This is a genomic window from Nitrosospira multiformis (genome assembly GCF_003050865.1).
GTDB classification, from domain to species: Bacteria; Pseudomonadota; Gammaproteobacteria; order Burkholderiales; family Nitrosomonadaceae; genus Nitrosospira; species Nitrosospira multiformis_E.
The window spans coordinates 46,657-70,630 of the sequence record NZ_QAOK01000016.1; the positions used below are offsets into that span (position 1 = coordinate 46,657).

A 23,974-nucleotide genomic window follows, 5' to 3' on the forward strand; every position below is an offset into this window, starting at 1 on the left:
ATGAAACTTGTCATTCTCGACCGGGACGGCGTCATCAATTATGATAGCGCCGCCTTTATCAAGACGCCGGATGAATGGAAGCCGATTCCGGGCAGCTTGGAAGCAATCGCGCACCTCACGCAGGCGGGCTATCGGGTGGTGGTCGCCACCAACCAGTCCGGCATTGGCAGGGGTTTGCTGGATATGGTGTCATTCAATGCCATCAACGACAAGATGTGCAAAGCCGTCATCCAGGCCGGGGGACGCATCGATGCGATGTTTTTCTGCCCCCACGCCAATACCGACAACTGCGGGTGCCGCAAGCCCGCTACCGGGATGTTCAAGGAAATTTCCGAACGCTTCGGGCTGGACTTGAAAGGTGTGCCTGCGATCGGCGACTCCCTGCGTGATTTGCAGTGCGCCGCCGCCGTCGGGGCGCTTCCCGTCCTGGTGCTGACCGGCAAAGGAAAAAAGACTGAAGCCGAGGATGGCCTGCCCGAAAACACAAAAATATTCGCCGATCTCTCGGCGGCGGTCAATGCCCTGACGCAATGAACTGGATTCCGGTCGTGCTGCGCTCCATACTTTACGCGCTCCTGCAACTCATCATCACCCCTTTTTACTTCCTGATCGTCTTTGCCGCATTCCCGCTTTCGCGCCTCAACCGCTATCGCATCACCTCCGGCTGGGCGCACCTGATGCTGTTTCTGCTGACTGTGGTCTGCGGCATTCGTTATCGCGTCATAGGAAAGGAAAATATTCTCTCTACTCCGAGCATCATTCTGTCGAAACACCAATCGGCATGGGAAACAATCGCCTTCCAGCAGATCTTTCCGCCGCAGGTGTGGGTGCTAAAGAAAGAACTGCTGCTGGTCCCTTTTTTCGGCTGGGGCCTCGCTATGACTAATCCAATTGCCATTGATCGCAGTTCAAGAAAAGCTGCATTGAAACAGATCGTCGAGCAGGGAAAAGACCGGCTCAGGCAGGGATTCTGCATCGTCATTTTTCCGGAGGGCACCCGCATTGCCCCCGGCAAAAAAGGTAAATATGGCATTGGTGGCGCCTGGCTCGGCACCCATACCGGCGCCCCGGTCATACCGGTGGCGCACAATGCGGGCCGCTTCTGGGGCAAGAACGCCTTTATCAAGCGTCCCGGTACGATCACAGTCAGTATCGGAGCGCCCATCGACCCCAGCGGCATGGAACCGGGCGAACTCAATGCAAAAGTGGAAGCCTGGATAGAAGCAGAGGTGGCGCGGATCGATAGCCTGCATCCGGACGAAAACCCCAATCCGGACCAGACGCAAGAGGAACCTGCGGCGTGAAGAAGATTGCATTCCAAAGGACGAAGACGAGCAAACTCGCGGCAAACGAACTGCGCCGCATAAACCTGAACGGCAGCGAAGTCCCCTACACGCTCATGCGTTGCAGGCGCAAGACCATCGGCATGAGAGTGAGCAGCGAGGGCTTGACGGTGCGCATCCCGATGCGGGAATCATTGAGCTGGGTCGAATCCGTACTGCAAAAAAGAGCCGACTGGATCGTCACCAAGCTCGACGAATGGAAGAACAGAAAGCCCGCCCGCCCCGCGTGGGAAGCAGGCGCCATCTTCCCCCTGCTCGGAGAACCGTGGCAGGTGACGGTTACCTCCGCCGGAGCGGTACAGATGGTGCAGGCAAGCGAGAACGCCACAAGCAAGGATGAGCAGTTGGATCTATCCTTGTCTTCCGGGATTGCTGCCGAGCAAATCGAAAGCGCCGTGATGGAGTGGTACCGTCAGCACGCGCTGACCTGCTTTACCGAACGCATCACCCTTTACTCAAATAAACTTGGCGTGGCCCTGCCGCAACTGCGCCTCTCCAATGCGCGCACGCTCTGGGGCAGTTGCAACTCACACGGCGTCATCCGTCTCAACTGGCGGCTGATCCAGAAGCCCCTCGATCTGGTGGACTATGTCGTCGCGCATGAACTCTCCCACCTCATCGAAATGAACCATTCGAAGGCGTTCTGGCAGACGGTGGGAAGCATGTATCCCGATTATGCGACGGCGAGGAAGAAGTTGAGGGGGATTGGATGAGGAAAGCTACTTAAAAACATGCTTACCAGCTTTGCCTCGCAAGCTATTAATTCGCGAGCAAACAGTACAAACGTCATACCGGCGAAAGCCGGTCTCCCAGTGACATTCAAAGCACGCCATTATTGGTTTGGGCTGGATTCCGGTTTGCTAGATTCCGGGTCAGGCCTGGAATGACGGGATTCATAGTATTTTCTGCCGGATCAATAGTCTCGAAATGTACCCTTATTAAGGGCCAATTTTAGAAAATTCGTGACTCCGCCAGAGTCCTTCCCCTTTGTGTTAGTATCCCCGATTTCTCGCCCCACACAACCCGATGCGCCTCCTCACTCTTCTCGCCCTGACCGCCCTGCTGCTGAATGCCTGCGGCCTCAAGGGACCCCTCTATCTCCCGCAGGAGCCTGCTCCTGTGCAGCCACAAAAATCCCCGGATACAGAGAAAAAGAAGTGAGCAGTTTTCCTTCGTTCAGCTACCACAATGGTCGTTTGTGCGCGGAGTCGGTGCAACTGGAGCGCGTCGCCCTTGAATTCGGCACGCCCTGCTACGTCTATTCGCGTGCGGCGCTGACGGCAGCATACCGGGAATTCGACGATGCCTTTGCGAGACGAGATCATCTAGTCTGTTATGCCGTCAAGGCCAATTCCAATCTTGCCATTCTCAACCTGCTGGCCCGCCTGGGGAGTGGTTTTGACATCGTCTCCGGGGGAGAGCTTCAGCGGGTATTGAAGGCGGGGGGCGATCCACAAAAAATCGTTTTTTCGGGTGTGGGCAAGCAGCCTGCGGAAATGAAAGCGGCGCTCGAAGCCGGCATACGGTGCTTCAATGTGGAATCGGAAGCGGAGCTGCATGTGCTGAACCGCGTGGCCGGGGAAATGGGCAAGGTTGCGCCGGTGAGCCTGCGGGTGAATCCGGATGTGGATGCGAAAACGCATCCGTATATTTCCACCGGACTCAAGGAAAACAAGTTCGGCATTCCTTTCGATGAGGCAGAGGCGATTTATGCTTCTGCGCAGGAGCTCGGCAATGTACAGGTGGCTGGTCTCGATTGCCATATCGGCTCGCAATTGACGGAACTGGCGCCTTTCATCGAAACCTGCAAGAAGATGCTGGGGCTGCTCGACCGGCTGGAGGCGCAAGGGTTGGAGATCGAGCATCTCGATCTGGGTGGCGGCCTGGGGATACGTTATGCCGGAGAAAATCCCCCCTCGGCACGGGAATATGTCGAGGCGTTACGCAGCGTGGTAGGCAGTCGCAGGCAAAAAATCCTGATCGAACCGGGAAGGTCGCTGGTGGGGAATGCGGGTGTACTGCTTACAGCCGTCGAGTATCTCAAGCCTACGCCGCATCGCGATTTCGCCATTGTCGATGCGGCCATGAACGATCTGATGCGCCCGGCGTTATACAAGGCTTACCATGAAATCCTTCCGGTAGTTGCGCGCAGCGAGATGGATGCAAAAACCCATCAGGTTGTCGGCCCGGTGTGTGAAACCGGCGATTTTCTCGGACATGACCGCCATCTGGCGCTGGCTCAGGGTGATCTGCTCGCTGTGATGTCCGCCGGCGCTTATGGCATGAGCATGAGCTCCAACTACAATACGCGCCCGCGCGCCGCCGAGGTGATGATCGACGGCAACCGTATCCATCTCATCCGCGAGCGGGAATCGATCGAGCAATTGATGGCGGGCGAGAAAATCCTCCCGTAGCTATTACGCGAGTCACAGCAGGAAAAGAGTCGCAAGCCCGAGGAAGATAAAAAAACCTCCGCTGTCGGTCACGGCGGTGATCATCACGCTGGAGCCCGCGGCGGGATCGCGCCCCAGGCTGTGCAGGGTCAGCGGTATGAGCACGCCCATGAGCGCAGCCAGCAACAGGTTGAGCATCATTGCCATCATCATCACTAGGCTGAGCGAAAAACTGCGGTAAATGATGTAAGCAAACCCGCCGACCACCGCACCCCACACCAGGCCGTTTACGGCGCTCACGCCGATCTCCTTGGTGATCAGCGTGCGGGCATTCCCGCCATTCAATTGCCCCAGAGCGAGCGCCCGCACGATCATGGTAATAGTCTGATTGCCGGAGTTTCCCCCTATTCCGGCAATGATTGGCATGAGCGCGGCCAGGGCAACGAGTTTTTCGATCGAATCTTCAAACAGGCCGATCACCCGCGAGGCGACGAACGCGGTAACAAGGTTGATGGCAAGCCAGGTCCAGCGGTTCTTGAGACTCTTCCAGATGGGCGCGAACAGGTCTTCTTCCTGACTCAAGCCGCCTACGCTCAGGGCTTCGCTGGCTGATTCTTCCCGGATAAAATCCATCACGGCATCGATCGTGACGCGCCCCACCAGTTTTCCTTCCGCATTCACCACCGCGGCGGTAACGAGGTCGTAGCGCTCGAACGCCTGCGCTGCCTGTTGCGCCCTTTCGTCAGGATAGAACACGATGGTTTCCTTGCTCATGACCGAACTTACCAGCACTGCCGGGTCGCTTACCAGCAGGCGGTTCAAGGGTAGCACGCCCTTGAAATACTCGTTCCGGTCCACCACGAACAACAGATCGGTCTGATCCGGCAACTCGTTCAGGCGGCGCAAGTAACGAAGCACCACTTCCAGCGTTACATCCTCACGAATAGTGACCACATCGAAATCCATGAGCGCGCCCACCGCGTCTTCCGGATAGGACATGGCCGCCCGCAGCTTCTCGCGCTCTTCCATGGGAAGAGACTGGAACACATCTTCGAGAACGTCGCGGGGAAGATCAGGCGCGATGTCCGCGATTTCATCGGCATCGAGCTGTTCTGCCGCAGCGCGCATCTCGCCGCGTTCCATCGAGGCGATAAGGGTTTCACGGACGGCGTCCGACACCTCCAGCAGGATTTCGCCGTCACGCTCCGCCTTGACCAAATCCCAGATCAGCAAGCGGTCTTCGAGCGGCATCACCTCGATGATGTGGGCGACGTCAGCGGGATGAAGCTCGTCAAGGAACTTTTGCAACTCAGCCAGGCTTTGCCCGTGCAGCAGTCCATCCACGAGCGCCTGCTCGGGCATGGGCTGCGGTGGCAGTAGCTCTTCCGCGAGCTTGTGCTCGTACAGTAGCTGAACCACCCGCTGCAAATGTTCTTGCAGGTTTTCTGTTTCCCTGAGGTTATTTGCCATTAGGGGAGGTTCCTGGAACAGGTTTTACCTGATTGTAGGGAAAAAAACGTCGAATATTATGACAAGGCGAGCGAAGACGCAAACCCCCCCATAAAAGCATGGAGAAGCCAATCGGCAGCCAGCAACCGGCAGCGCCGACAGCCAACGGGATGGAACTTCTCCCACAACTCGAGGCTCTGCCCGAAAAGCAGAGCCATCGGCCACCTCGACCTCTGCTATTTTATCTCAGGGAATGGAAGCCGATGCCATGCGACGCAGGATTATGCGCGTTTTCTTCGACAGCCAGGCCGTATTGCGATTTTCGTCGTAGAAGCGGGGACTGGGAACCATGGCAGCGAGCCGGGCCGCCTGCTCCCTTGAGACAGAAGAAGCGGAAATACCGTAGTAATGGCGAGCCGCCGCCTCGGCCCCGAACACCACATTGCCCCATTCGATCACATTCAGGTAAATCTCCAGGATACGGCGTTTGGACATCACCTTTTCGAGCATCAGCGTGATGAACGCTTCCTGGAGTTTGCGCCAGGGAGTTTTGTCACCGGAAAGAAACAGGTTTTTTGCCAGTTGCTGACTGATGGTGGAGCCCCCCATGATCAACCTGCCCTTTTTCAGGTTTTTCTCGTACGCTTTCTGGATAGCGTCGAAATCGAATCCTTCATGCTCCAGAAATTTCGCGTCCTCGGCTGCAATGATTGCACGCTTGAGATGCGGAGAAATCTGTTCGTAAGGAATCCAGCGGGTACGCAGTGCAGCCTTCGTATTTTTTTCCCGCAGTGTTTCCAGCCGGGTTTGCATGAAAGCGCTGGAAGAAGGATTGAAATAGTTCCAGTAGACAACCTGGCTGAAAATCCAGAATTGATAGGTAAATATGGCGGCAATGAAAAACAGGAATATCCGCCAGAACCAGCGCTTGAAAAACATTCTTATTATTCCTACTGTTGTTCCGAGGTTGCGCAGTTGCGCCACCCTCACTGGCGGATGACGCTATCGCTGCTCCGCCTATCAATCTACGGACTGCCGAGGCTTGACCTTAACATTTCAATGACCGGTTCCGTTTCCGGCCTTGTCCCGCGCCAGAGAAAGAAGGATTCGGCCGCCTGCTCCACCAGCATGCCGATTCCATCGGCCAGCCGCGCTGCCCCCTGCTGCTGCGCGAATTGCAGAAAAGGAGTGTGCCCCTTGCCGTACATCATATCGTAGGCCAGCGAAGCGGCAGCAAAAATACCTTTGGGCTGAGGCGGCAGGTCGCCGTGCAGGCTGGCGGAGGTGGCATTGATGACAAGGTCGAATTCCTGCCCCCGGAGATCCCCGTACGCTGTGGAGACAACGTTCCCCGAGGACGCAAACAACTGCTGCAAGTCATCTGCTTTTTGCCGGGTGCGATTGGCAATTGTAAGCACCGCAGGCTCGTGCTCGAGCACGGGTCTGATTACGCCACGCGCTGCCCCACCCGCGCCCATGAGCAAGACCCGCCGCCCACCGAGCGCATATCCGAGATTGACGACGATGTCCCGCACCAACCCCGCACCGTCCGTATTATCTCCCAGGATGTCATCCGCCTCGAACACAAGCGTGTTCACTGCCCCAGCCGCCTTCGCCCGCTCCGTGAGCCGGCTTGATAGTGCGCACGCTTCCAGCTTGAATGGCACGGTTACATTCGCTCCTTTGCCGCCCCGCTGCCTGAAGGCAACTACCGTTTCCACGAATCCATCCAATGGCGCAAGTATCGCTTCATAATGGATATCCTGCCCGGCTTGACGGGCAAACCCGGCATGAATCAGGGGCGACTTGCTGTGGGCGACAGGATTACCGATGACGGCATAAAGATCACTCATGGTCACTCCCGGTGTAAGTCATGGAATCAGACTCCGACTGGAGCCCGACCGGGAGGAGGAAACAGGGAGACATGCGATTGTGAGCAATACCGGCGGGCAAATCGGTACGCCCGCATGATCACTCACTTGTCAGCTCATCGGCGCTGGTGAATACCCAGGAGCGGGTAATATGCAGGACGTCCGTATCACGGCTGAGTTCAGGAGGAAAAGGGGCGAAGCCATTTTGCCCCGCCAGCTTCACGATACGGACGGCTGCCTGATCCAGAATTTTCTTTCCGGAAGAGCGGTTTATTTCAACCGATTCCAGGCTGCCATCGGAACGGATGCCAACGGTAAGCTGCAAGCTACCATACAGCTGTTCACGTTTTGCCGCCTCGGGGTAATTGAGGTTGCCAATACGTTCTACCTTGAGGCGCCAGTCTTCGGCATAACGAGCAAAACGATAGTCCCGGGTACGGCTTCCGATAAACTTTCGTTTCAGCGGCTTTTGATTGGTTTCAAGACTCGCATCGCCGCGCGCCGCTACGCGTGCGATTGCCAATCCGCGCTGAACCAGGTCCGCAGTATCAAAGATAGCGTTCTGGTCCTGCCTGGTTTGAATCTGAGGCTGAGCTTGGGCGACCAGGGGATCAGGCTCATCAGCACTTTGATGGCTGTCATTCTCAGTGACTGCCATCAATGGCGGTGTCCGGAGTTCGCGCGACCCTGCTTCCTGGACAGAGGGAGCGAAGGGGGCGGAATCGGCAATAGTCTCCCGGGGAATATTTGCTGCATCTTCCTGCTTCGGCAAGGGAGGAATGGGTTGGGTTGGATGACGGCTGGCGTTGCCTTTTACAGCTGGAGTGTCGCGCGCCACGCGCGGCAACGCTTCTTTCCTGTCCACCTTGTCCGCCTTGTCCGGATGGGGAGCGGGCTCCCTGTTCACCAGCATCACTTCCAGCGGCGCGCTCACTGCACGGATTTGCGAAAGAGGAAACTTGAAAGTAACGCCGGACAGAACCACGACATGGAGAATAACCGAGACCAGTATCGCGGTTTTCAGGCGCGATACTCCATTCAACGGCGAGCTGTAACTCGCGCCCGGATTAAACTCGTTTAAGGTCGGTATTGTCGGATTGGCGCTCAAATCTGCCGAAGACCGAAGAATAGTGAGGCTGAAAGGCCGTAAACCGTAACGGCCTGCTATGTTACAGGATAAATCTCAAGCTTGCAGTTTTCTCAGGAATTTTATGCTGAAGGTAAGTTCCAGCAGATCGATATTCGAGATTTCAACCTCGACAGCCGTTTCCGGCGGCAGCTCCGGCAACGATGCAACACGCGCCACAAGCGGCAGGCGATCGAGCTTCACCAGGTTTTCCTTCAACACCTGCGCGCCTGTTGCCAGAACATTTTCCTGCAATAACCAGCGCAAGCACCAGTAGCGTTCCATCGAGCGTTGAAAATCCCCGTACACCTCATAAGTGGACTCGAAATTCCGCATGAACATGTGCAGGCTCTCGCTCTCCCTCGTATAAGGAGGTTCTTCTCCTCGCAGCAACGCAACCAGTTGCCGCTGATTGATGAAATCCACGTAGCGGCGCATGGGCGAACTGATCCAGGCGTACTGGGAAACACCGAGACCCTGATGCGGCGCCGGTGACGTGCTCATCCTGACCTTGCCATTGCCCTGACTCCGATAAATGCCGGCGACTCCGCTATCCGCAAGCAGCCGGCCCCATTCGGCATTCACGTAAATCATCAACTCAGACACTACCTTATCGATGGGCGAGCCCCGGCGGCGCTCGGTAATCATGATATGATCGCCGTGAAGATTGAAGCTGTAATCGATGCGTTCGTTATTGCTGTCGTTGGTCTTGCCCCGGAGTGTTTCCATCTTGCAGGCGAAATTCCATAGTGCGCCCAGCTCCCTGCCGAAGGGATGATCGATGTTTCCTCCAGCCAGGGTAGATTCATTGAATTGCTCCTCCAATGTGTCGTGTCGGAGGTTGACCGCAACCTTTACTTGCTCGATGCGCGTGCTGGTGGCAGTCACCGTGAAATCATCGGCCACGTCCAGATACATCGAGACAGCGGGACGCAATTGTTTTTCGTTCAATGTGTACTGCTGTATCACCGGTTCCGGCAACATGGTGATCTTGTTGCCCGGAATATACACGGTTGAGGCACGCTGTTCCGCCACTCTGTCCAAGGGCGAACCTGGCGCAATGCCCAGCGTGGGTACGGCAATGTGAATGCCGATGCGGAAACTTCCCAGCGTTAGCGGCATAACGGAAAAGGCATCGTCAATTTCAGTGGTGGTGACATCATCGATGCTGAAAGCGGCCACATCGGCTACCGGCAGATCGGGCAGGACCGCCAACTGATCTGCGTCCAGTTCTCCGAAGCCGGTACCCTCGGGAAAATGCTCCAGCAGGAAACGGTTGAGATGGTAGTCATGCGTCGAAGGAATCGCGCCGCATTTTTGCAGCAACTGGGAAACACTCAGTTTCGTTGCGGCACAGACGGCATCCAGCGCTTTCCACTCGACCGAATTTTTTTCCGGACGATAAAGCAGATTGAACAGTGACGGCTTGAATTCTTCCGGGAGGATAAACTCGCTCAGCGATTGCATATAACGAGCCTGCTGTTCCGCCTGGCGGCGCTTTTTCTCCTGGCTGGCAAGCGCCGCCTCCAGCGCTTTCGGCGGCGCAGCCTTGTAGCGGCCGCGCCCTTTCTTGTAAAAATACATCGGGGCGCTGTGCAGCCGGATCAATACCGCAGCCGCTTCTTCCGGCGTCACCCGATCGCCGAAATAATCTGCGGCAAGCGCATCGCTGGCAAATTCGGCCTCACTCTCGCAGCATTCCCAGAGAAAATTCGGGTCAAGGTCTTCCGCCGTTTTTTGCGCGACATCCATGAATTCAGTCAATGAGGACGCGTCAAACCGCAGCAGCACAGATGCTGCCTTTATTTTTGCTCGCTTGCCGTGAGGCGCCTCCACCTGCAGCGAAGTCGTGTTATCGGCAAGAACCGCACCTACCTTGAAGGTGCCTTCCTCTTCGTAAAAAACATTCATGAAATGATTCTAGGGGCAAGCGGAAAGACATGAGACTTGGCGAGGCCAGATCTCAGTGCATATCGGTCATCAGATTATAGCCTATAGCCCGAAACGTATTTTCAGCAGGTTGGACCAGGCGCTGTTCCACCTGAGCAAAACGGCTGATGGTAAAGAGAAAAGGCTATCAATGATGACGAGGGCTTTGTCGTCAATCGAGACGACCCGCAGGAAGTCCCGAAAAACCCAAATCTTAGATGCTCGGCGGGGACAAAAGTTTTCTATTCTGTCGGTTTTTTTCGACAAGATCACGCAGCGAACCTCCGTTCGCACTGAGTCTATCGGCAGGCTCAGGACAAGCTTGTCGAAGCATACAAGGAAGGAGCGGTCCTCAGGATATGTTTCTCTGCCTGGCGATTAGCCGATTTATGCAGTTGCGACGGCTCTGCGCACCATGTAGCCAACTTCCTTCCCTTTTACATCCTTGTGGTCCTTGATGAAATCGCTGGCTTCCAGATTGAAACAGGTGTCGGCCTTGAAAGTATAGGCACCGCCTACGGGAAGCAACTTACCTTCGACGGCTTCGCCCTGCTCCATTTTCTGTGCTCCGTTACGACCCATCGCTCCAAACAGGTCATCCTTATCGCCAAACGCCATGGTTTTATCGCCGCTGATGCGAGATGCAAGCGGATATGCCAGACCTACCGCTCTATCATTGGGCGTATGCGTGATAAGGACTGGACCCTTGACTCGATGATTATCCACGACCCCACGGTAAAATCCCTGTTCAATCCTTGAAAACCCGTTCTGGGAGAAAGCCGCCTGGAGAAGTGCCATGCTTTTTATCTTGTCGGTTTTCGAGTTCAGTGCCGCGGAGGTGACAACGCGGCAGCCGAAGCTGTGCCCGATCAGATGGATGCGTTCGACCTGCGAGGCAAGTTTATCGATCAACGGGGCAACCCCGTTCTTGCCAACGGCTCCCGATCGCGTCTTCATCTCATAGTAGGTGGTATAGTTGAGCAGATTTATGGCAGCTGCCTTGAATCCGGAAAGAATCTCTACCAGCCCCGCCGCTCCGCCTTCTGCCGGCGCGGGAGCGCTCACACCGAGCGGCAACGCTGCCCCGCCTCCCGCAACATCCTCGCCCAGATCCTCTTCCTCGGCCTTCAGGTTTTTCATCAATTCGTTGCCGTCATCCTTGAAGAAGATATTGGACGCATCCTCCTTGCCCGCGGCACTCGGATCGAGCAGGGAGCGCATTTTTTTCACAAATTCATCCCGGACTGACGCTTTTTCCTCGAGGTCCGGAAGCAATGCTTTCGCCTCATCAAGAAGTTTCTTGTGCTCCGGATCGGTGAAAATTTCTTTCATGTCATCCAGTTTCTCTTCCAGCCGCTTGATGGCGTCGCCATTTCCACCCCCAAGGGCGGCGCCACCTCCCCCAGTGGCAGGAGTACCCGAAACGGCAACAGATGTATCATATTCCCTGGATGGCCAGAATACCCCCAGAATGACAGGCTTTCGCCCGGACAAATCATTTGGTTGTGCGGTGGCGGCAAAACTTGCAAAAAAGCTGTTATATAGATCTTCTGCCTTGGACTTGTTGTTGTTCCACCCGTGCGACATGATGATAAGGTCAGTCACAGCGGCAGGCAGAACAATCCCCTTTTCAGGACCCTGCCCGTTCTTGTCGAAGCTTGCTTCCACGTAAGGAATTCCCGCGATTTCATCCATTGCCATGCTCCTTTTTTCTCTTTTTATACTTTCAAAATTACACCGACTGAATAGCGCGCATCAGGTCAATGAGGCCAGTGCCCTGGAAGTAGCGGTCGCGCCGCAGGTCAGTAGCCGTATCAACGAAAATCTCTTTAACACGTTCTGCCTTGCCGATGAACTCGGTTCGCACCGAGAGAAACGCGGCGATTGCGCCGCTGACATGGGGAGCCGCCATACTCGTGCCGCTGGTTTCGACGTAGTCGCACTCGATGGCCTGCGCGCCCTCACTTTTTAAATGGCCCGTGGCACATGAGATGATTTTTTCGCCGGGCGCGACGAGGTCCGGCTTGAGGCGGCCGTCGCCCGTCGGCCCTTTCGAGGAAAAGTAGGAAACCCCGTAAACGTGCGGCATGTCGCGATGGGTCGAACCCACTGTAATAGCGAGTTCCGCATTGCCGGGATCATTGATGGTCAGCGCCATTCCTGCCGAGAGCGCACCTGTGGCGGCCTTCAACGTGCCGTAACCTGTATTGCCCGCGGCGACGACGACCACGACGCCGGTTTTTACCAACCGGTCAACCTCGACGCAGAGCGGACTCTGGCCGCAGGCGAACCATTCCGGCTCGAAGGTATATCCCAGGCTCATGTTGACCCCGTGGATCAGAAGCTTTCGGCCGTAACCGTTGATCTCCTGCACGTGGGCGATGGCCGCGATGAGATTGCTCACGCTCCCTTTTCCGTTTTCGTCCAGTACCCGCAGGCTTATCAGCTTGCAGCGCGGCGCCATTCCGCTGATGCCGTCCACGAGTTTTATCTGCTGGTATTCGACATCTTCGGAACCCGTTTTCAGATAGCGGGAAACCGCTACAGGAACTCGGGAGGGTGCGGCGGAATCGCCCGCCGGAGGGGAAGCATCCGCTGGCGCAGTCCCTTCTGTTCCTCCCGGCGCACCGGCCGGACGCCACTCGCCGGCAATGATGCCTGCCACATGCGTCCCATGTCCGTTCTCATCGTCGAACGGGCCGCTGCCGTCAGCCGTAAAGTCTTTATGCCATGTGGAATCTTTATCGACGTTGTTGTGCTTGCGAAAGTGCTCATGATCCTGCTTTATTCCTGAATCCATCACCGCCCAGGTGATTCCGGCGCCCCGCGCGGAAAAAGAATTTTGCGCCGCATCCGCTTTTATCGTGGCGATGGAGTGAGTGATGGAGGCAGAAATCTCGAAATCCGGCCATATACGGAAGATAGCGCGAAATTTGGCTGGGTTGATTTTTGCTGCACGAGCCTTCGCTTCATGGCTCGTACCCCGCACTTTTTCCTGAGCCTCGCGAGCCTTCACCTTTGCCTGGGCAACATCGAGCTCGATGAGCGCCTTGATGGTACGGGCTTCCAGGCAGGCGAACATGTAGCCGCTTTCGTGCTGTTCCTTCTTGAGATGAACATCCTGGCCCGCGTCGTACACTTTCGCTTTGTTCTTGGCCTCTTCGATATTCTGGTAAATCCAGCGCCGGGCCTCTTCCCGCCCACCCGGATATTCGAGATTGATATCGATGATGACTTCGTAACGTGTAGGGTGGATCCGAAGGATAGGCGATTTCTTTGGAGCTTCCTCAACCTGTGACAGCCGTTCGTTTGCGGCTGATATTCGCCGTATTATGGTTGCGTGCAAGCTGGCAAAGCTGTAGGCGCCATCCTCCGAGACCGGCCCGATTTTCTGAGCCGCGATCGCTTCCTCGAGATCCTTGTGGCGCCGTTGCTCCATCAAAAAAAGATTTCCGTAAATATCAGACCGGCTCCTTGTCGAGCCGCCACGCACCGGCGTGCCCCGTGTCCCCGCTGGGGCCATCTCCTTGCTCTCTTCGACCCGTTTTTTCGATGCTTCCAATGCCTTCGCTGCCGCCTCTTCGGCCATCTCGACAACCAACTCCCGCATCTCCTCCGGCTTCCCATCGAATTCTCTGTTGTATTCGATCAGCGTATTGAATTCTCCATTTTCGGGAAACGGATGCGTAGCCCGAAAAGCTTCAATTCCTCTTAACTCCTCCTCCATCTGCCGCAGAAGAGGAATAGCAATCACGGAGCGGTCAAGCTCCAGCGGGTCAAAAACTTTGACAGTGGGCTGACTTTCCGGGGGCTGGTTGGAAGGGGACATTGCGACCTCTTGTCATGAGCCAGGATAACGTTGCATTCGCATTCTGATATTAGGCTATTTTTAAGTTTTTACAACAGATCACCGGTTTTGACGTTCCCTTTTTTATGAACTATTGTGAATTGACGATATTCATGACAAAGCATGTTTTTGTGCGGGTTACGGGATTTCCTGTTCCAGTCCGGCGGTGAAAAGCAGTCCTTGCGCATGCACGTTGACAGAGTCGAAAAATGAGCAATTCATCCACTCTCCGTGGACAGCATCGCTGGCTTGCCGATCTCTATCCGTGCATACACCACCGTTCTGAAAAACAAGAATATGGGATTCGTCAATGACTTGCCGCTTACACGAAGAAGGGGTGTGAGATTATGTATGAATTTTTTTTCCCGATCCTGTTTCGGATTGCGAACAGATTTCCCTGGCTCGTCAGAATTGTTTCGCGGATACCATGGTTACGGCGGTTTATCAGTGACGCTTTTGTCAACTGGCAAGCCTATTCCACAAACCCTCGGCCCCGGCCGTTCTCGCTGGCTTCATCTTATACGACCTGGCAATCGTTGACGGATAAGTCATTTACCGGACGGCATCTGCCGGAGGCGGAAGGGGATCAGAATCTACCGGATATGGAAAGAGTCGTTGATTTATGGCGAAGAAAAGAGAACAAAGAAATATCCTCAGTCGATACAAGCATACTGTTTGCTTTCTTTGCCCAGTGGTTTACCGATAGTTTCCTCAGGACAGATTTTCGCGATCGCCGGAAAAATACATCGAACCATGAAATCGATCTTTGCCAGCTCTATGGTTTGCGGGAAGAAATTACGCATTATTTACGGCTGAAAAAAGATGGGAAGCTGAAGTACCAGATTATCGATGGAGAAATTTTTCCTCCCTACCTTTTTAACGTTGAAGAGACGACTACGGGCCACTGGGTGTTCGCAGATAAAGAATTCGAGAAGCTGCACCCCCGCGAGGTTCTGGATTTTGTTTTTAGCAATATCCCCGAGGAACGGTTGAAACGCATGTTTGCCGCGGGGCTGGAGCACGGCAACTCGTCGGTTGGCTATACCATAATGAATACATTAATGTTGCGTGAACACAACCGGATTTGCGACCTGCTAAAAGAAGCTTACCCAACATGGGATGATGAACGCCTGTTTCAGACGGCAAGAAACATCATGGTTGTGCTGCTGATCAAAGTGGTTCTGGCCGATTACGTCTCGCGTTTTACACAGTTTGGTTTTACCCTCGACCCCTCCCCTGATCTGGCGGAAAGGCAGCGCTGGTACCGCACCAACTGGATCTCCCTGGAATTCAACCTTCTGTACCGGTGGCATTCCATGGTCCCCGAAAATTACAGGGTCGGTAACAAGTCATACCCGCTGGATGCGTTTCGTAACAATACCCCGCTGGCAATTCAACATGGCATCGGAAAACTGATAACGGCCGCATCGACGCAACGAGCGGGCCGTATTGGTCTTCACAATACACATAGTTACTTTTTCTATCCGCTGCCCGTTGGTGACGATAATCGAAGCGTCATGGAGCGCTCCATCGCAATGGGACGTCAGGCCAGGCTCCGTCCCTTCAATGACTATCGGGAAGCATTCAGCATGCCCCGTTTGCGGAGTTTCGAGGAATTGACGGAGGACAGTGAACTACAGCGGGAACTGAAGGACCTTTATAAAGACCGGATCGACGATCTGGAGTGGCAGGTTGGCATATTTGCCGAAGATCATGATGAAGGCTTCAGTCTTGGGCGTCTCATGGTACGGATGGTGGGATACGATGCGTTTACCCATGCGCTGACAAACCCGCTTGTATCGATCTATGTACACAATGAAAAGACCTTTTCAAGGATTGGACAATCCGTTATTGAAGAAACAAGTTCACTCGCGGATATCGTCAAACGTAATGTAAGGAATAGCGATACGGTCGTTGCAAGCTTCAATACATCTGTGCAGTGATCAGTGAAAGATAGGGCACATAGAAAAGCTATGGAAACCAGGCAAGAACCTTATTTTTATAAAGGAGTGCCTCGTGTCGAACAAGCTACCGCAGAACGAAGAAAATACAGGTAAAGAAGATCGGAAGAATTATCTTCTTCAGAGGCAGGCTGAATATCAATACGCCTATGAGTATGTCGATACTATTGCAGTCGTGCGTAAACTGCCATGGCGGGAGATACCCGGTATTGGATACTGGCTCCGCGGGGGGATAAACCTTTTACGGTTGATTCCAAGTTTACCCCGCCTATCGGTTACCTTTTTGCGCTACCTGCTCGGCAAGCCGATGGAAAGTTATCGGGATTATGTTTTTTTTCCGGCGAGTCCTCCAAACCCCGATCTCGTCGATAGCTTCCAGCAAGACCTGGTATTTGGCCTGCAACGCGTCATTGGAGTAAATCCTGTAATGTTGCGCGCTGTAACCCATCAGAATCCTCTGCCGGAAAAGCTGCCGGAACCTGAGATACGGCAAATTTTTGAAGAGCAGGTTGATGAGATCGACTATGCGGCTGCCACCGAGCAAAAGCGCCTATACGTCCTGGACTACGCAGTCCTGGATGTATTGCAGTCAAACCCGGGGTATATCGATGGCGGACAAAAGCAATATGTCACGACCCCGATCGTCGTGTTGTTCCTGCAATCGGATGGCATGCTGCGGCCGATTGCCATCCAGCTGTACCAGGATGCCAGGCCCGATAATCCAATCTATACGTCAAAAGACGGCAATCTCTGGCTGACAGCGAAAATGTTCGCCCAGGTCGCAGATGGCAACCATCACATCCTGTATACCCATGCGACCCGTATTCATTACGTGATGGAAGCCATTATCATGGCTTCACGAAGACAGCTTTATAAATCTCACCCGCTTTATGTTCTATTAAATCCGCATCTTCAATATACGCTCAATGTCAATCACCAGCACACTTTCCTGAAAGACCGGAAAGGACGGCCGGGCCGGTACGGTGAGCTATTTGCCGGAGACTATGACTCGATGACTCAGTGCATGGCCAATGGCATGACGAGCTTTAATTTTAAAGAATCCGCCTTCCCTGATGATATTGCGAAGCGGGAAGTCGATAATCCTGATCTTTTTTATCCCTATCGCGATGATGGCATTTTGCTGTGGAATACGATTCAAGGCTTTTGCAAGGAATATGTCGATTTATATTACAAATCTGAAGCAGATGTTACTGACGACTATGAAATTCAGGCATGGGCACATGATATCAGTGCGCGGGATCGCGGCAGAATTCCCGAGTTTCCCGCCAGATTTGGATCCAGGCAAGAGCTGAGCGAGACTCTCGGTCATATCATTTTCCTATGTACTGCTTTTCATTCCTGCATTCACTTCAACCAATACAAATATCCGGGATTCGTTCCCAATATGCCGCATTCGGCTTATGCACCGCCTCCGGCTGGAAAAAATGCTGAAATTGATGCAGCTGGATTATTGAAGATTCAGCCGGCATTTCGAGCTGCTTATTCGCAAACCTGGACCTATTTCCTGACGAATTTTCGTGTCAGCTCGATCGGTCAGTACAACTTACAGCCATTCGATTCTGAAGCACACGAGGTGATAGAGCGGTTTGGGGACAGGCTGAAAGAAATAGAAGAGGAAATCGACCAGAGAAACAGCAGACGTTCCTTTGCCTATGATCGCATGAATCCAAGATTCATTCCGAACGGTGTAACCATTTAATGGGAGGGGGAAATTACAGCGCAGACCCACCTGTCAGATTAATTCTGAACTACCACAACTATTGATTCAGGCGGGCAAGCAGTACAAACGTCATACCGGCGGAAGCGGGTATCCAGTGACGTTCAAAGCACGCCATTACTGGTTTGGCTGAATTCCGGTTTGCTGGATTCCGGGCAGGTCCGGAACAAGGGGACTCATAGTGTTTTCTGGCCGGCTCATTAATCGAATATCTCATCCCCGGTTGGTTCAAGATGGGTGGTTTCATTCATCTCCTGCCGGAATTTGGATAGCTCATAATACATTCTGAAGCGTGCCCGATTCAGGTTGCCTAACGGCCTGTGTTCAGACAGGCAATGCCAAGGATTCATTTTCAGCCGCTTGGCAAACTCAAACTGCGCATCGGAATCAAATTTCTGTTTCGGGATATGAACCGTGGCAACGGGAATAAACGGGGAAAGCTGTTCCGGCCAACGTACCGAACTATCTTCAATAGGCATCAGATGAGGGTCCGTCTGGAGTTGAATCATAAGATCAAACTCGACATCCTTCTCATTCAAGGTCTTGATCATGTTCTCCCGCAGATAATTAAACGGCGGGGTGCCAAATGGCAGGCCGGGAATATGGGTTTCAACATCTGTTGTTTTCGGTACGAATGAATACATCATGGCCTGTCCTTCACCCAGCAGGTAGGGAGTGCAGCTCCAGTAACGCTGCCCCAACGGATTATATTGAGTTTCATTCCACAGGCTCTGCATGAAGAAGTCAAGCAGGTGGGAATCCTTGGGATTGAGAAAATAATAAAGCGTCATATCCACCAGGCTCCAGTATTGCAGCTTGGCATTTTCCCGCGTGTTGGGTGTGACGAACGTCGCGCCGCCACTGGTCGTTATGAAATCCTGCGTGAATTTTTCCTCGCTCATGAGTTTTTCGCCCGGAACACCCATGAGTTTCACCGCCATGCTCATGAAACCGACATCATTGATATCGGCAGGCACGTTCGGTCCTGGCCCGGAATAACGCACATAGGCAGGATAGGTGCGTGGATGGGCAAAAATACCCTTGCGGCAATGTTCCGGCAAATCGTCCCGTATGGTTACCGTGGCACGCACAATGCCGTGTGTTTTTGTATTGCCGCCCCGCTCATACCCCCCCGGTTTGAAACGCCCGCGCATCTGATCCATCATGAGATCAATAATCTTGTTCAGACTTTCTTCTTCATCCGGATAGAATTTTTCTTCAGCCAGCTGCAAACCTTCGTTCTTGCGCCGACGATTGATCAAGTACTGAATAAACTTCGCGCTGGGTTCGCGGAAGAGATAGTCCCACTGTGCGCGGAACCAGGGTTCCAGCCGGCGCTCGATCCGTAGCAGCAGAATCAGAAAATTGTGAATAGCCTTCAGTATCCGGTTCTTTATCTTTGTCATGATGGGCTACCAGTCCTGTTAGCAGGCAAGGCGGAAATGTATTTGAGTGCGCGCAGCCCGGGCATAAAAAAGTATCCGCCACCAAGGGTGGTAACAAACTGCGGCAGATGACAGGTTGTCCGCCTCGGCCCCGATGGATCGGGAGAATTGAAATGATCGGTGCTCTCACCGCTCATCAAGGGTTCGCGATTCCCCAACATTGGATCTTTTTCATTTTGCACGCCATCGAATTTACTGTTCATGGTCCATGCATTCTGAACAAACTCGAATTGCCGCGATATGTTGCCTACCAGGCAGATAAACTGTATTCCCCGTTCGGCAACAGGTGCCTGGGGTTTGATAGCATCTTTCGGTGCAAGCGCCGGCCCATAAGAGCGACCACGCCGCAGCAAACGATGAAAACGGGAAGAGGCGATCAGATCTTCATCCGGCCTTTGACCAAAACCCAGTATTTTGATCAACCGGTCTAAGGGACCACATGCACTCGTAGGCAAATCGCCTGTACGCGGGTTGGATCGGCGCACATGAGCGCCGAGCGGGCAATAGTTCCCCTTTGAGTCCTGGTCGTAGGTAAAATCGTTCTCATATTCTTTGCGCGAGATACCTGGAATGTGTGCCGGAACCAAAGGCGTGCCATCGAGTTCCCTACCCACCATGGCAGCGGCAAGCTGCTCGCGTTTTTCCGGTATGTGATCCGACACCTTGTCAAGAAACTGCCAAAAGCCCGGAACATCCTGGCTCAGTTGCCGAAGCACCAGATATGTCCCATTACGGCCGAAATCCTTGAGTGGGGGATCATCCTCGGCGCCGGGCAGCACGGTTGCAAGCTGGTCTTTCCGGGAATCGATGAGCGGCCGCGCAGTGTACTGCCCATATTCATTGCGATAGCCAAGCACGATTTCTCCAGGAGCCAGCAAATTGGAATAACGATCGCGCTCGTGGGTATCCGTGCTTTGCCGCTGCATCCAGTCTACGGTTGGCTGGCTGATGCTATCCGGGAATCCGAAAGGCTCGATGTCACCGATATAAAGCGTAGGCAGTTCCTGCAGCAACTGAAATGCGCCTGAGAAATATTCACCTTCTATGGTTTTTTGCCAGGCAGTGATACCTCCTTTCGTGGCGTAAAGCAGTAACAGGACATGCGGAACCTGTGCCGCATTGCCTCCCCATTTCCACTGTTGCGGCGCATTGTTGCCGACATCACCCAAGCGGCGGGAGCGGCTTTCATCTCCTGCCATACCAACGATGAACTCATCGGAAAAGCCTTCGACAACGGATTCCTCCAGTCCGAGGGCGCGCAGACCCTCCACGGAAAAGGCAATCTGCAGTGCCGTGTCTGGTGGAGGATCCTGCGTGATGGCGCTGCTGATGGGTGCTGTCTCCAGCCATTTTTTGGCCAGATCGGCATTTACGATATTCAGCAACATGAAAGAGGTATCCGTCAGCTTCCCATACCCAAAGCGCAGCAGCCCCTGAAGATCATCGAATTCAAAGTCGCTTGATTCTTTCATTTCCATGCTCCTCAGATCAGGCTAAGCCATTCACGGATTTCCGCATCATTGGATTGCCGAATTTCCACGCCTTGCCGGATACGACTGTTTCGCGCGAGATCAACAGCTGTCAATCCCGGGTAAGCCTTATACCAAACCTCGGTGGGTATTTGATGTCGCCTTTGCGTATATTTGAAGGCATGCTCCCGGTTTGCGCCTTCCTTGATGATCCACTGAGTGGTGGGGTAGCCGACACCATTAGTGAAGGTAAGATTGAGGCCCCAGCCAACCTTGTTGATAAAATCATCCATATAGCTTTCATGGCTGCCATCATAATTACTGGCGAAAAAAACTCTATGGTTATTGTCCATGAACACCCAGCGGGCAAAGTGAATCGTTTTTATTCGGGCGAGAAATCCGTGGTTGTATACGTGCCTGGCAAAATAGTCGGTCAGCAGGAGTATGAATTTGAAAGTCAGCAGGCGGACCACCCCAGGTTTCACGTCACCGAACACACTATACTGATTACTGACATCCTGATCTTCCTGCACTGTAAGCTCTGCCAAATGTTCACGGCTGGGCCGGATGAAGAGCTCAGGGTCAGAGCGTTCAAGCATTCTCAAACGTAGCGCAAAGATAAGCGCAATAACCAGTAATAAGGGGGATAGAAGAAGCAGGATCAATGGAACCCCGATCATATGCAGAAGATTGCGCATTTTCCATTCGGGGGGTGTGGGTTCTGGCGGGGTTAACGTAAGCGTGCCTTTGTATTTTTCCATTTCGACATAAGACAACAGCTTTTGCCGTAAAGCACGAACGTTTTCCCGGCCCACATCGTCAGCAGTTTTCTGCAGATAGATGGACAAACTTCGATGTAGCGCTGCTTCTTCATGGATTTGCCTGACCGTTCGACCAATCCAGTTAACATAGGTGGCGCTGGCATTTATATTGTTTGCCTTCATCCAGCCCAGCAAGTCTTGGTCTTCTTCAGAAAAACCTTCGCAATGAGAAAAGATTTTTTTTAGACCTGGCTCTGCGCGCTCAATCAGTTCCAGAAAAAAAGTCTGCATATCTCCGTCGATATCGCCAAGAAAGGCGAGTGTGGGTCGCCACGGTCTTGGCGTTACACCGAATTCTCTAATTTCCTGTGCGGTTCTTGCTTCTATGATCACGAAACGCGCAAAATGCACGCGATCAAACTTCCCGAATGGAATCAGCCCATTATCAGGGTCAGCATGACCGGGCAGGTTATTCATCGAAGCCAGTAAGGCGCGCAGGTCTTTCAACTGCCCGTCACGTACAGCCGCAACAATCATGAAGCTGGATTGGGGTGTCATGGCTTTTTATCTCACTAGATATTTATACGACTTCTTGTTTTTCTGCTCAGCGGCTTTCCTGTCTCCAGATTGCGGAGTATAAGCTGAGCCCGTCAGTGAAACAGACGCCCTCGTGAACGATGGCGTTCCGATAACCGCAAACCTGTATAACCGCAAGCCTGTCTTTGAAGTCTCAAACACTCAGTTCGAATGCCTGAAAGCCGGGTGTGGCGGAACCGCTCAGATAACTCAGAACTGCAGGAAGAAGTCTATAAGGTGCTTGTTGCCCCAGTAAACCTTCCCCAGATATTGCTTGTCCGCCACCTTGCGGATTTCGTCACGGACCCGTTGGGCCACTGTGGACGTTTCCGAATAATCGAGAACAATGCATGGCTTGTGGTCGAACCAGCTATCGTCCTTGTACACCTTGGCGATGATCGCACGAAAGCCAAAAGGTGAAATTTCGTTCTTCAACGTACTTGTCTTGGCATCAAAAATCTTCCCCTGCCAGGCAAAAAAATTGATGACCTGAGCGATCGCATAGTTATAAGGCGTGCCGGGCGCGATAATAGCGGTGCCCCTTGCTTCACCATCCGGTATCTCACCGACTTCCCCCGAGGAAAACAACTGGTCGAGCTCCTCTTGCGACATATTGATCACCTGATGAATATCGTAAGCCATTATTACCCCCCTATCTCCTGTTGCGCATTCTTTATCAACACAGGCCGGGCCGCACGCGCGATCCGCCTGCTCCTGTCGCATCGCAGACTCGTTGAAGTAGCTCTTCCAAACTCGAATAAGTTTTTTTGGTTGCTCAGCCCCGCCTCATACTCCATTCTTTGAAGAGCAGAACTGACGATTTGATCCCCCTCCATCAGAACCCGGTCCAACTCAGACACCTCATCTAATTTCATCATATATCCGATCCCCAAATAGTCAATGTGAATTTTTATCAGATGTGCATCCTTTTGTTGAATCCTGGCATTTGGCCTGGACAAAACCGACCTTAAAAGCTACGGATCACCAGGATTGAGATTACATGAAGCCAATTCCATGTCCCGGACCTCATAAAGAAAATGGTTGCTCGCCTTTCGTAGCCAGCATGATTCTGCCTTCAACGGACTTTTATCCCTCATTTACCATTTTCCCCTCCAGAGTGGCTCATTCTCTGCCGTTGTAAGGTAGGGGCCATTCTTCCAAGTCTCCTATAGATAATGGGGTCAGGTGGACAGGGTCCTTGAATGTTGCAACCAGGGCAATGATTAACAGTTTTCAGAGTGCACAGCTCGGCGCCCTTCAAGAAACTTACAAATTTTTGATCTTGAGTAAGAGCCTGTTTAAAAGTGAAGTTTCTACCATGAATTTGACTTGGAAAAGACTCATGAGACTCATGACATGAAGAAGAGCAAATTTACGGGGGGGCAGATGCATTTACCTTAATTAGACCATTAGGAGATATTGGCCCTCTGGTATATGGGAGATGAATGGCACGCTATTCATGCGCAAGATCTGCTACAGCACTGTTCTGCAGCTGTCCGTTCAACCACAAATTTAATAATTAACAACATGATGAATATTACCTTTGAACTTAGAGCGGCTTACTGTTTAGCTGGAGTGGAGATTCCCATAATTCTTTCTCAGGAAAATAAGGAAGAAAATGGGGAAAAGTACGACGAACGTTGCAAGATCTTCAACACCAAATTTCGGTTTATGCCAGCCGCTATTGTGCTATGTACTACTGCCGAACAGGTAAGTGTGGCGGTTAAGTTTACGAGCAAACTTGCCCTGCCTTTACGGGTGCGCTCGGGGGGTCACGACCATGAAGGGGAATGCTCTGGTACTGATACTATTCTCCTTGATCTCTCAAAAATGAATATGGTCACTATTGATGGTAAGGATAAGAAGGCGGAAGCTGATTCAAAACCGCGACTGGTCCTCATACAACCCGGTACACCATTCAAGAAACTCACTACTGAACTGGCTGAAAAGGATCTCATGATTCCGCACGGTTGAATCGCCCCGGTTTTCGTGGAGGCTTTTTGGTTTAAGTTAAACTTCTACCGTGGCCTTTTGGACCAATTGCTGATAATAGTTTGCTTCTGCTT

The 23,974-nt window shown here is 53.1% G+C and carries 19 protein-coding genes; 8 read left to right on the forward strand and 11 right to left on the reverse strand.

Going from position 1 to position 23,974, the window contains the following annotated elements; translation table 11 throughout:
• The 5 genes from gmhB to lysA all read left to right on the forward strand — a co-directional run bounded on the left by gmhB (position 1) and on the right by lysA (position 3,757).
• Positions 1–534 (forward strand): D-glycero-beta-D-manno-heptose 1,7-bisphosphate 7-phosphatase, encoded by a 534-nt coding sequence (gene gmhB, locus C8R21_RS09675; protein ID WP_074972334.1) that lies wholly within the window; start codon positions 1–3, stop codon positions 532–534.
• Entirely contained in the window at positions 531–1,304 is a 774-nt protein-coding gene (locus C8R21_RS09680; protein WP_107762503.1) for a lysophospholipid acyltransferase family protein, read from the forward strand. The genes gmhB and C8R21_RS09680 overlap by 4 nt, the downstream gene beginning before the upstream one ends.
• Positions 1,301–2,056 carry a M48 family metallopeptidase gene (locus C8R21_RS09685; RefSeq protein ID WP_258192335.1) on the forward strand — a complete coding sequence of 252 codons (756 nt, stop codon included), beginning with the start codon at positions 1,301–1,303 and terminating at the stop codon, positions 2,054–2,056. The genes C8R21_RS09680 and C8R21_RS09685 overlap by 4 nt, the downstream gene beginning before the upstream one ends.
• 313 nt (positions 2,057–2,369) lie before the next feature.
• On the forward strand, positions 2,370–2,504 hold the full coding sequence (lptM, locus tag C8R21_RS09690; protein ID WP_107762504.1) for an LPS translocon maturation chaperone LptM: 135 nt from the start codon (positions 2,370–2,372) through the stop codon (positions 2,502–2,504).
• Complete coding sequence (gene lysA / locus C8R21_RS09695) at positions 2,501–3,757, forward strand: diaminopimelate decarboxylase (protein WP_107762505.1); 1,257 nt, start codon at positions 2,501–2,503, stop codon at positions 3,755–3,757. Before lptM ends, lysA begins: the two co-directional genes overlap by 4 nt.
• A gap of 12 nt (positions 3,758–3,769) precedes the next feature.
• Here lysA and mgtE read toward each other — a convergent pair whose 3' ends face one another.
• The 7 genes from mgtE to C8R21_RS16595 all read right to left on the reverse strand — a co-directional run bounded on the left by mgtE (position 3,770) and on the right by C8R21_RS16595 (position 13,940).
• Positions 3,770–5,206 carry a magnesium transporter gene (gene mgtE, locus C8R21_RS09700; protein ID WP_107762506.1) on the reverse strand — a complete coding sequence of 479 codons (1,437 nt, stop codon included), beginning with the start codon at positions 5,204–5,206 and terminating at the stop codon, positions 3,770–3,772.
• A 225-nt stretch (positions 5,207–5,431) separates the two neighbouring features.
• The gene (gene mtgA / locus C8R21_RS09705; protein WP_107762507.1) at positions 5,432–6,124 is read right to left on the reverse strand and encodes a monofunctional biosynthetic peptidoglycan transglycosylase; all 693 of its coding nucleotides are present in this window, start codon (positions 6,122–6,124) and stop codon (positions 5,432–5,434) included.
• An 86-nt stretch (positions 6,125–6,210) separates the two neighbouring features.
• On the reverse strand, positions 6,211–7,038 hold the full coding sequence (gene aroE, locus C8R21_RS09710) for a shikimate dehydrogenase (RefSeq protein ID WP_107762508.1): 828 nt from the start codon (positions 7,036–7,038) through the stop codon (positions 6,211–6,213).
• 118 nt (positions 7,039–7,156) lie between these two features.
• A complete protein-coding gene (locus C8R21_RS09715; protein ID WP_258192336.1) occupies positions 7,157–8,098 on the reverse strand; it encodes an energy transducer TonB in 942 nt (313 codons plus the stop codon).
• A 141-nt stretch (positions 8,099–8,239) separates the two neighbouring features.
• Positions 8,240–10,093, reverse strand: a complete 1,854-nt coding sequence (locus C8R21_RS09720; RefSeq protein ID WP_107762509.1) for a ribonuclease catalytic domain-containing protein — start codon at positions 10,091–10,093, stop codon at positions 8,240–8,242.
• Between the two features lie 405 nt (positions 10,094–10,498).
• Complete coding sequence (locus tag C8R21_RS09730; RefSeq protein ID WP_146162468.1) at positions 10,499–11,812, reverse strand: PCRF domain-containing protein; 1,314 nt, start codon at positions 11,810–11,812, stop codon at positions 10,499–10,501.
• Between the two features lie 31 nt (positions 11,813–11,843).
• Positions 11,844–13,940, reverse strand: a complete 2,097-nt coding sequence (locus C8R21_RS16595) for a S8 family peptidase (protein WP_107762512.1) — start codon at positions 13,938–13,940, stop codon at positions 11,844–11,846.
• A 554-nt stretch (positions 13,941–14,494) separates the two neighbouring features.
• Here C8R21_RS16595 and C8R21_RS09740 point away from each other — a divergent pair.
• Positions 14,495–15,901, forward strand: coding sequence for a peroxidase family protein (locus C8R21_RS09740; protein ID WP_258192337.1), 1,407 nt, complete (start codon positions 14,495–14,497; stop codon positions 15,899–15,901).
• Between the two features lie 73 nt (positions 15,902–15,974).
• Entirely contained in the window at positions 15,975–17,639 is a 1,665-nt protein-coding gene (locus tag C8R21_RS09745; protein WP_107762514.1) for a lipoxygenase family protein, read from the forward strand.
• Positions 17,640–17,857: 218 nt separating this feature from the next.
• Here the strand turns inward: C8R21_RS09745 and C8R21_RS09750 are convergent, their stop codons facing one another.
• The 4 genes from C8R21_RS09750 to C8R21_RS09765 all read right to left on the reverse strand — a co-directional run bounded on the left by C8R21_RS09750 (position 17,858) and on the right by C8R21_RS09765 (position 22,550).
• A complete protein-coding gene (locus C8R21_RS09750) occupies positions 17,858–19,063 on the reverse strand; it encodes a catalase family protein (protein ID WP_107762515.1) in 1,206 nt (401 codons plus the stop codon).
• The gene (locus C8R21_RS09755; RefSeq protein WP_107762526.1) at positions 19,060–20,574 is read right to left on the reverse strand and encodes a Dyp-type peroxidase; all 1,515 of its coding nucleotides are present in this window, start codon (positions 20,572–20,574) and stop codon (positions 19,060–19,062) included. The genes C8R21_RS09750 and C8R21_RS09755 overlap by 4 nt, the downstream gene beginning before the upstream one ends.
• A gap of 11 nt (positions 20,575–20,585) precedes the next feature.
• On the reverse strand, positions 20,586–21,890 hold the full coding sequence (locus C8R21_RS09760) for a hypothetical protein (RefSeq protein ID WP_107762516.1): 1,305 nt from the start codon (positions 21,888–21,890) through the stop codon (positions 20,586–20,588).
• A gap of 228 nt (positions 21,891–22,118) precedes the next feature.
• Positions 22,119–22,550: a hypothetical protein gene (locus C8R21_RS09765; RefSeq protein WP_107762517.1), complete on the reverse strand. Its 432-nt coding sequence runs from the start codon at positions 22,548–22,550 to the stop codon at positions 22,119–22,121.
• 885 nt (positions 22,551–23,435) lie between these two features.
• Between C8R21_RS09765 and C8R21_RS09775 the strand changes: the two genes are divergently transcribed.
• On the forward strand, positions 23,436–23,882 hold the full coding sequence (locus C8R21_RS09775; RefSeq protein ID WP_181258894.1) for an FAD-binding oxidoreductase: 447 nt from the start codon (positions 23,436–23,438) through the stop codon (positions 23,880–23,882).
• Positions 23,883–23,974 lie beyond the last annotated feature (92 nt).

Excerpts from the sequence above, each read along its gene's own strand:
- gmhB (WP_074972334.1), top strand. The coding sequence starts at position 1 with ATGAAACTTGTCATTCTCGACCGGGACGGCGTCATCAATTATGATAGC.
- C8R21_RS09680 (WP_107762503.1), top strand. The coding sequence starts at position 531 with ATGAACTGGATTCCGGTCGTGCTGCGCTCCATACTTTACGCGCTCCTG.
- lptM (WP_107762504.1), top strand. The coding sequence starts at position 2,370 with ATGCGCCTCCTCACTCTTCTCGCCCTGACCGCCCTGCTGCTGAATGCC.
- mgtE (WP_107762506.1), bottom strand. The coding sequence starts at position 5,206 with ATGGCAAATAACCTCAGGGAAACAGAAAACCTGCAAGAACATTTGCAG.
- mtgA (WP_107762507.1), bottom strand. The coding sequence starts at position 6,124 with ATGTTTTTCAAGCGCTGGTTCTGGCGGATATTCCTGTTTTTCATTGCC.
- aroE (WP_107762508.1), bottom strand. The coding sequence starts at position 7,038 with ATGAGTGATCTTTATGCCGTCATCGGTAATCCTGTCGCCCACAGCAAG.
- C8R21_RS09720 (WP_107762509.1), bottom strand. The coding sequence starts at position 10,093 with ATGAATGTTTTTTACGAAGAGGAAGGCACCTTCAAGGTAGGTGCGGTT.
- C8R21_RS09730 (WP_146162468.1), bottom strand. The coding sequence starts at position 11,812 with ATGGCAATGGATGAAATCGCGGGAATTCCTTACGTGGAAGCAAGCTTC.
- C8R21_RS16595 (WP_107762512.1), bottom strand. The coding sequence starts at position 13,940 with ATGTCCCCTTCCAACCAGCCCCCGGAAAGTCAGCCCACTGTCAAAGTT.
- C8R21_RS09750 (WP_107762515.1), bottom strand. The coding sequence starts at position 19,063 with ATGACAAAGATAAAGAACCGGATACTGAAGGCTATTCACAATTTTCTG.
- C8R21_RS09755 (WP_107762526.1), bottom strand. The coding sequence starts at position 20,574 with ATGAAAGAATCAAGCGACTTTGAATTCGATGATCTTCAGGGGCTGCTG.
- C8R21_RS09760 (WP_107762516.1), bottom strand. The coding sequence starts at position 21,890 with ATGACACCCCAATCCAGCTTCATGATTGTTGCGGCTGTACGTGACGGG.
- C8R21_RS09765 (WP_107762517.1), bottom strand. The coding sequence starts at position 22,550 with ATGGCTTACGATATTCATCAGGTGATCAATATGTCGCAAGAGGAGCTC.
- C8R21_RS09775 (WP_181258894.1), top strand. The coding sequence starts at position 23,436 with ATGATGAATATTACCTTTGAACTTAGAGCGGCTTACTGTTTAGCTGGA.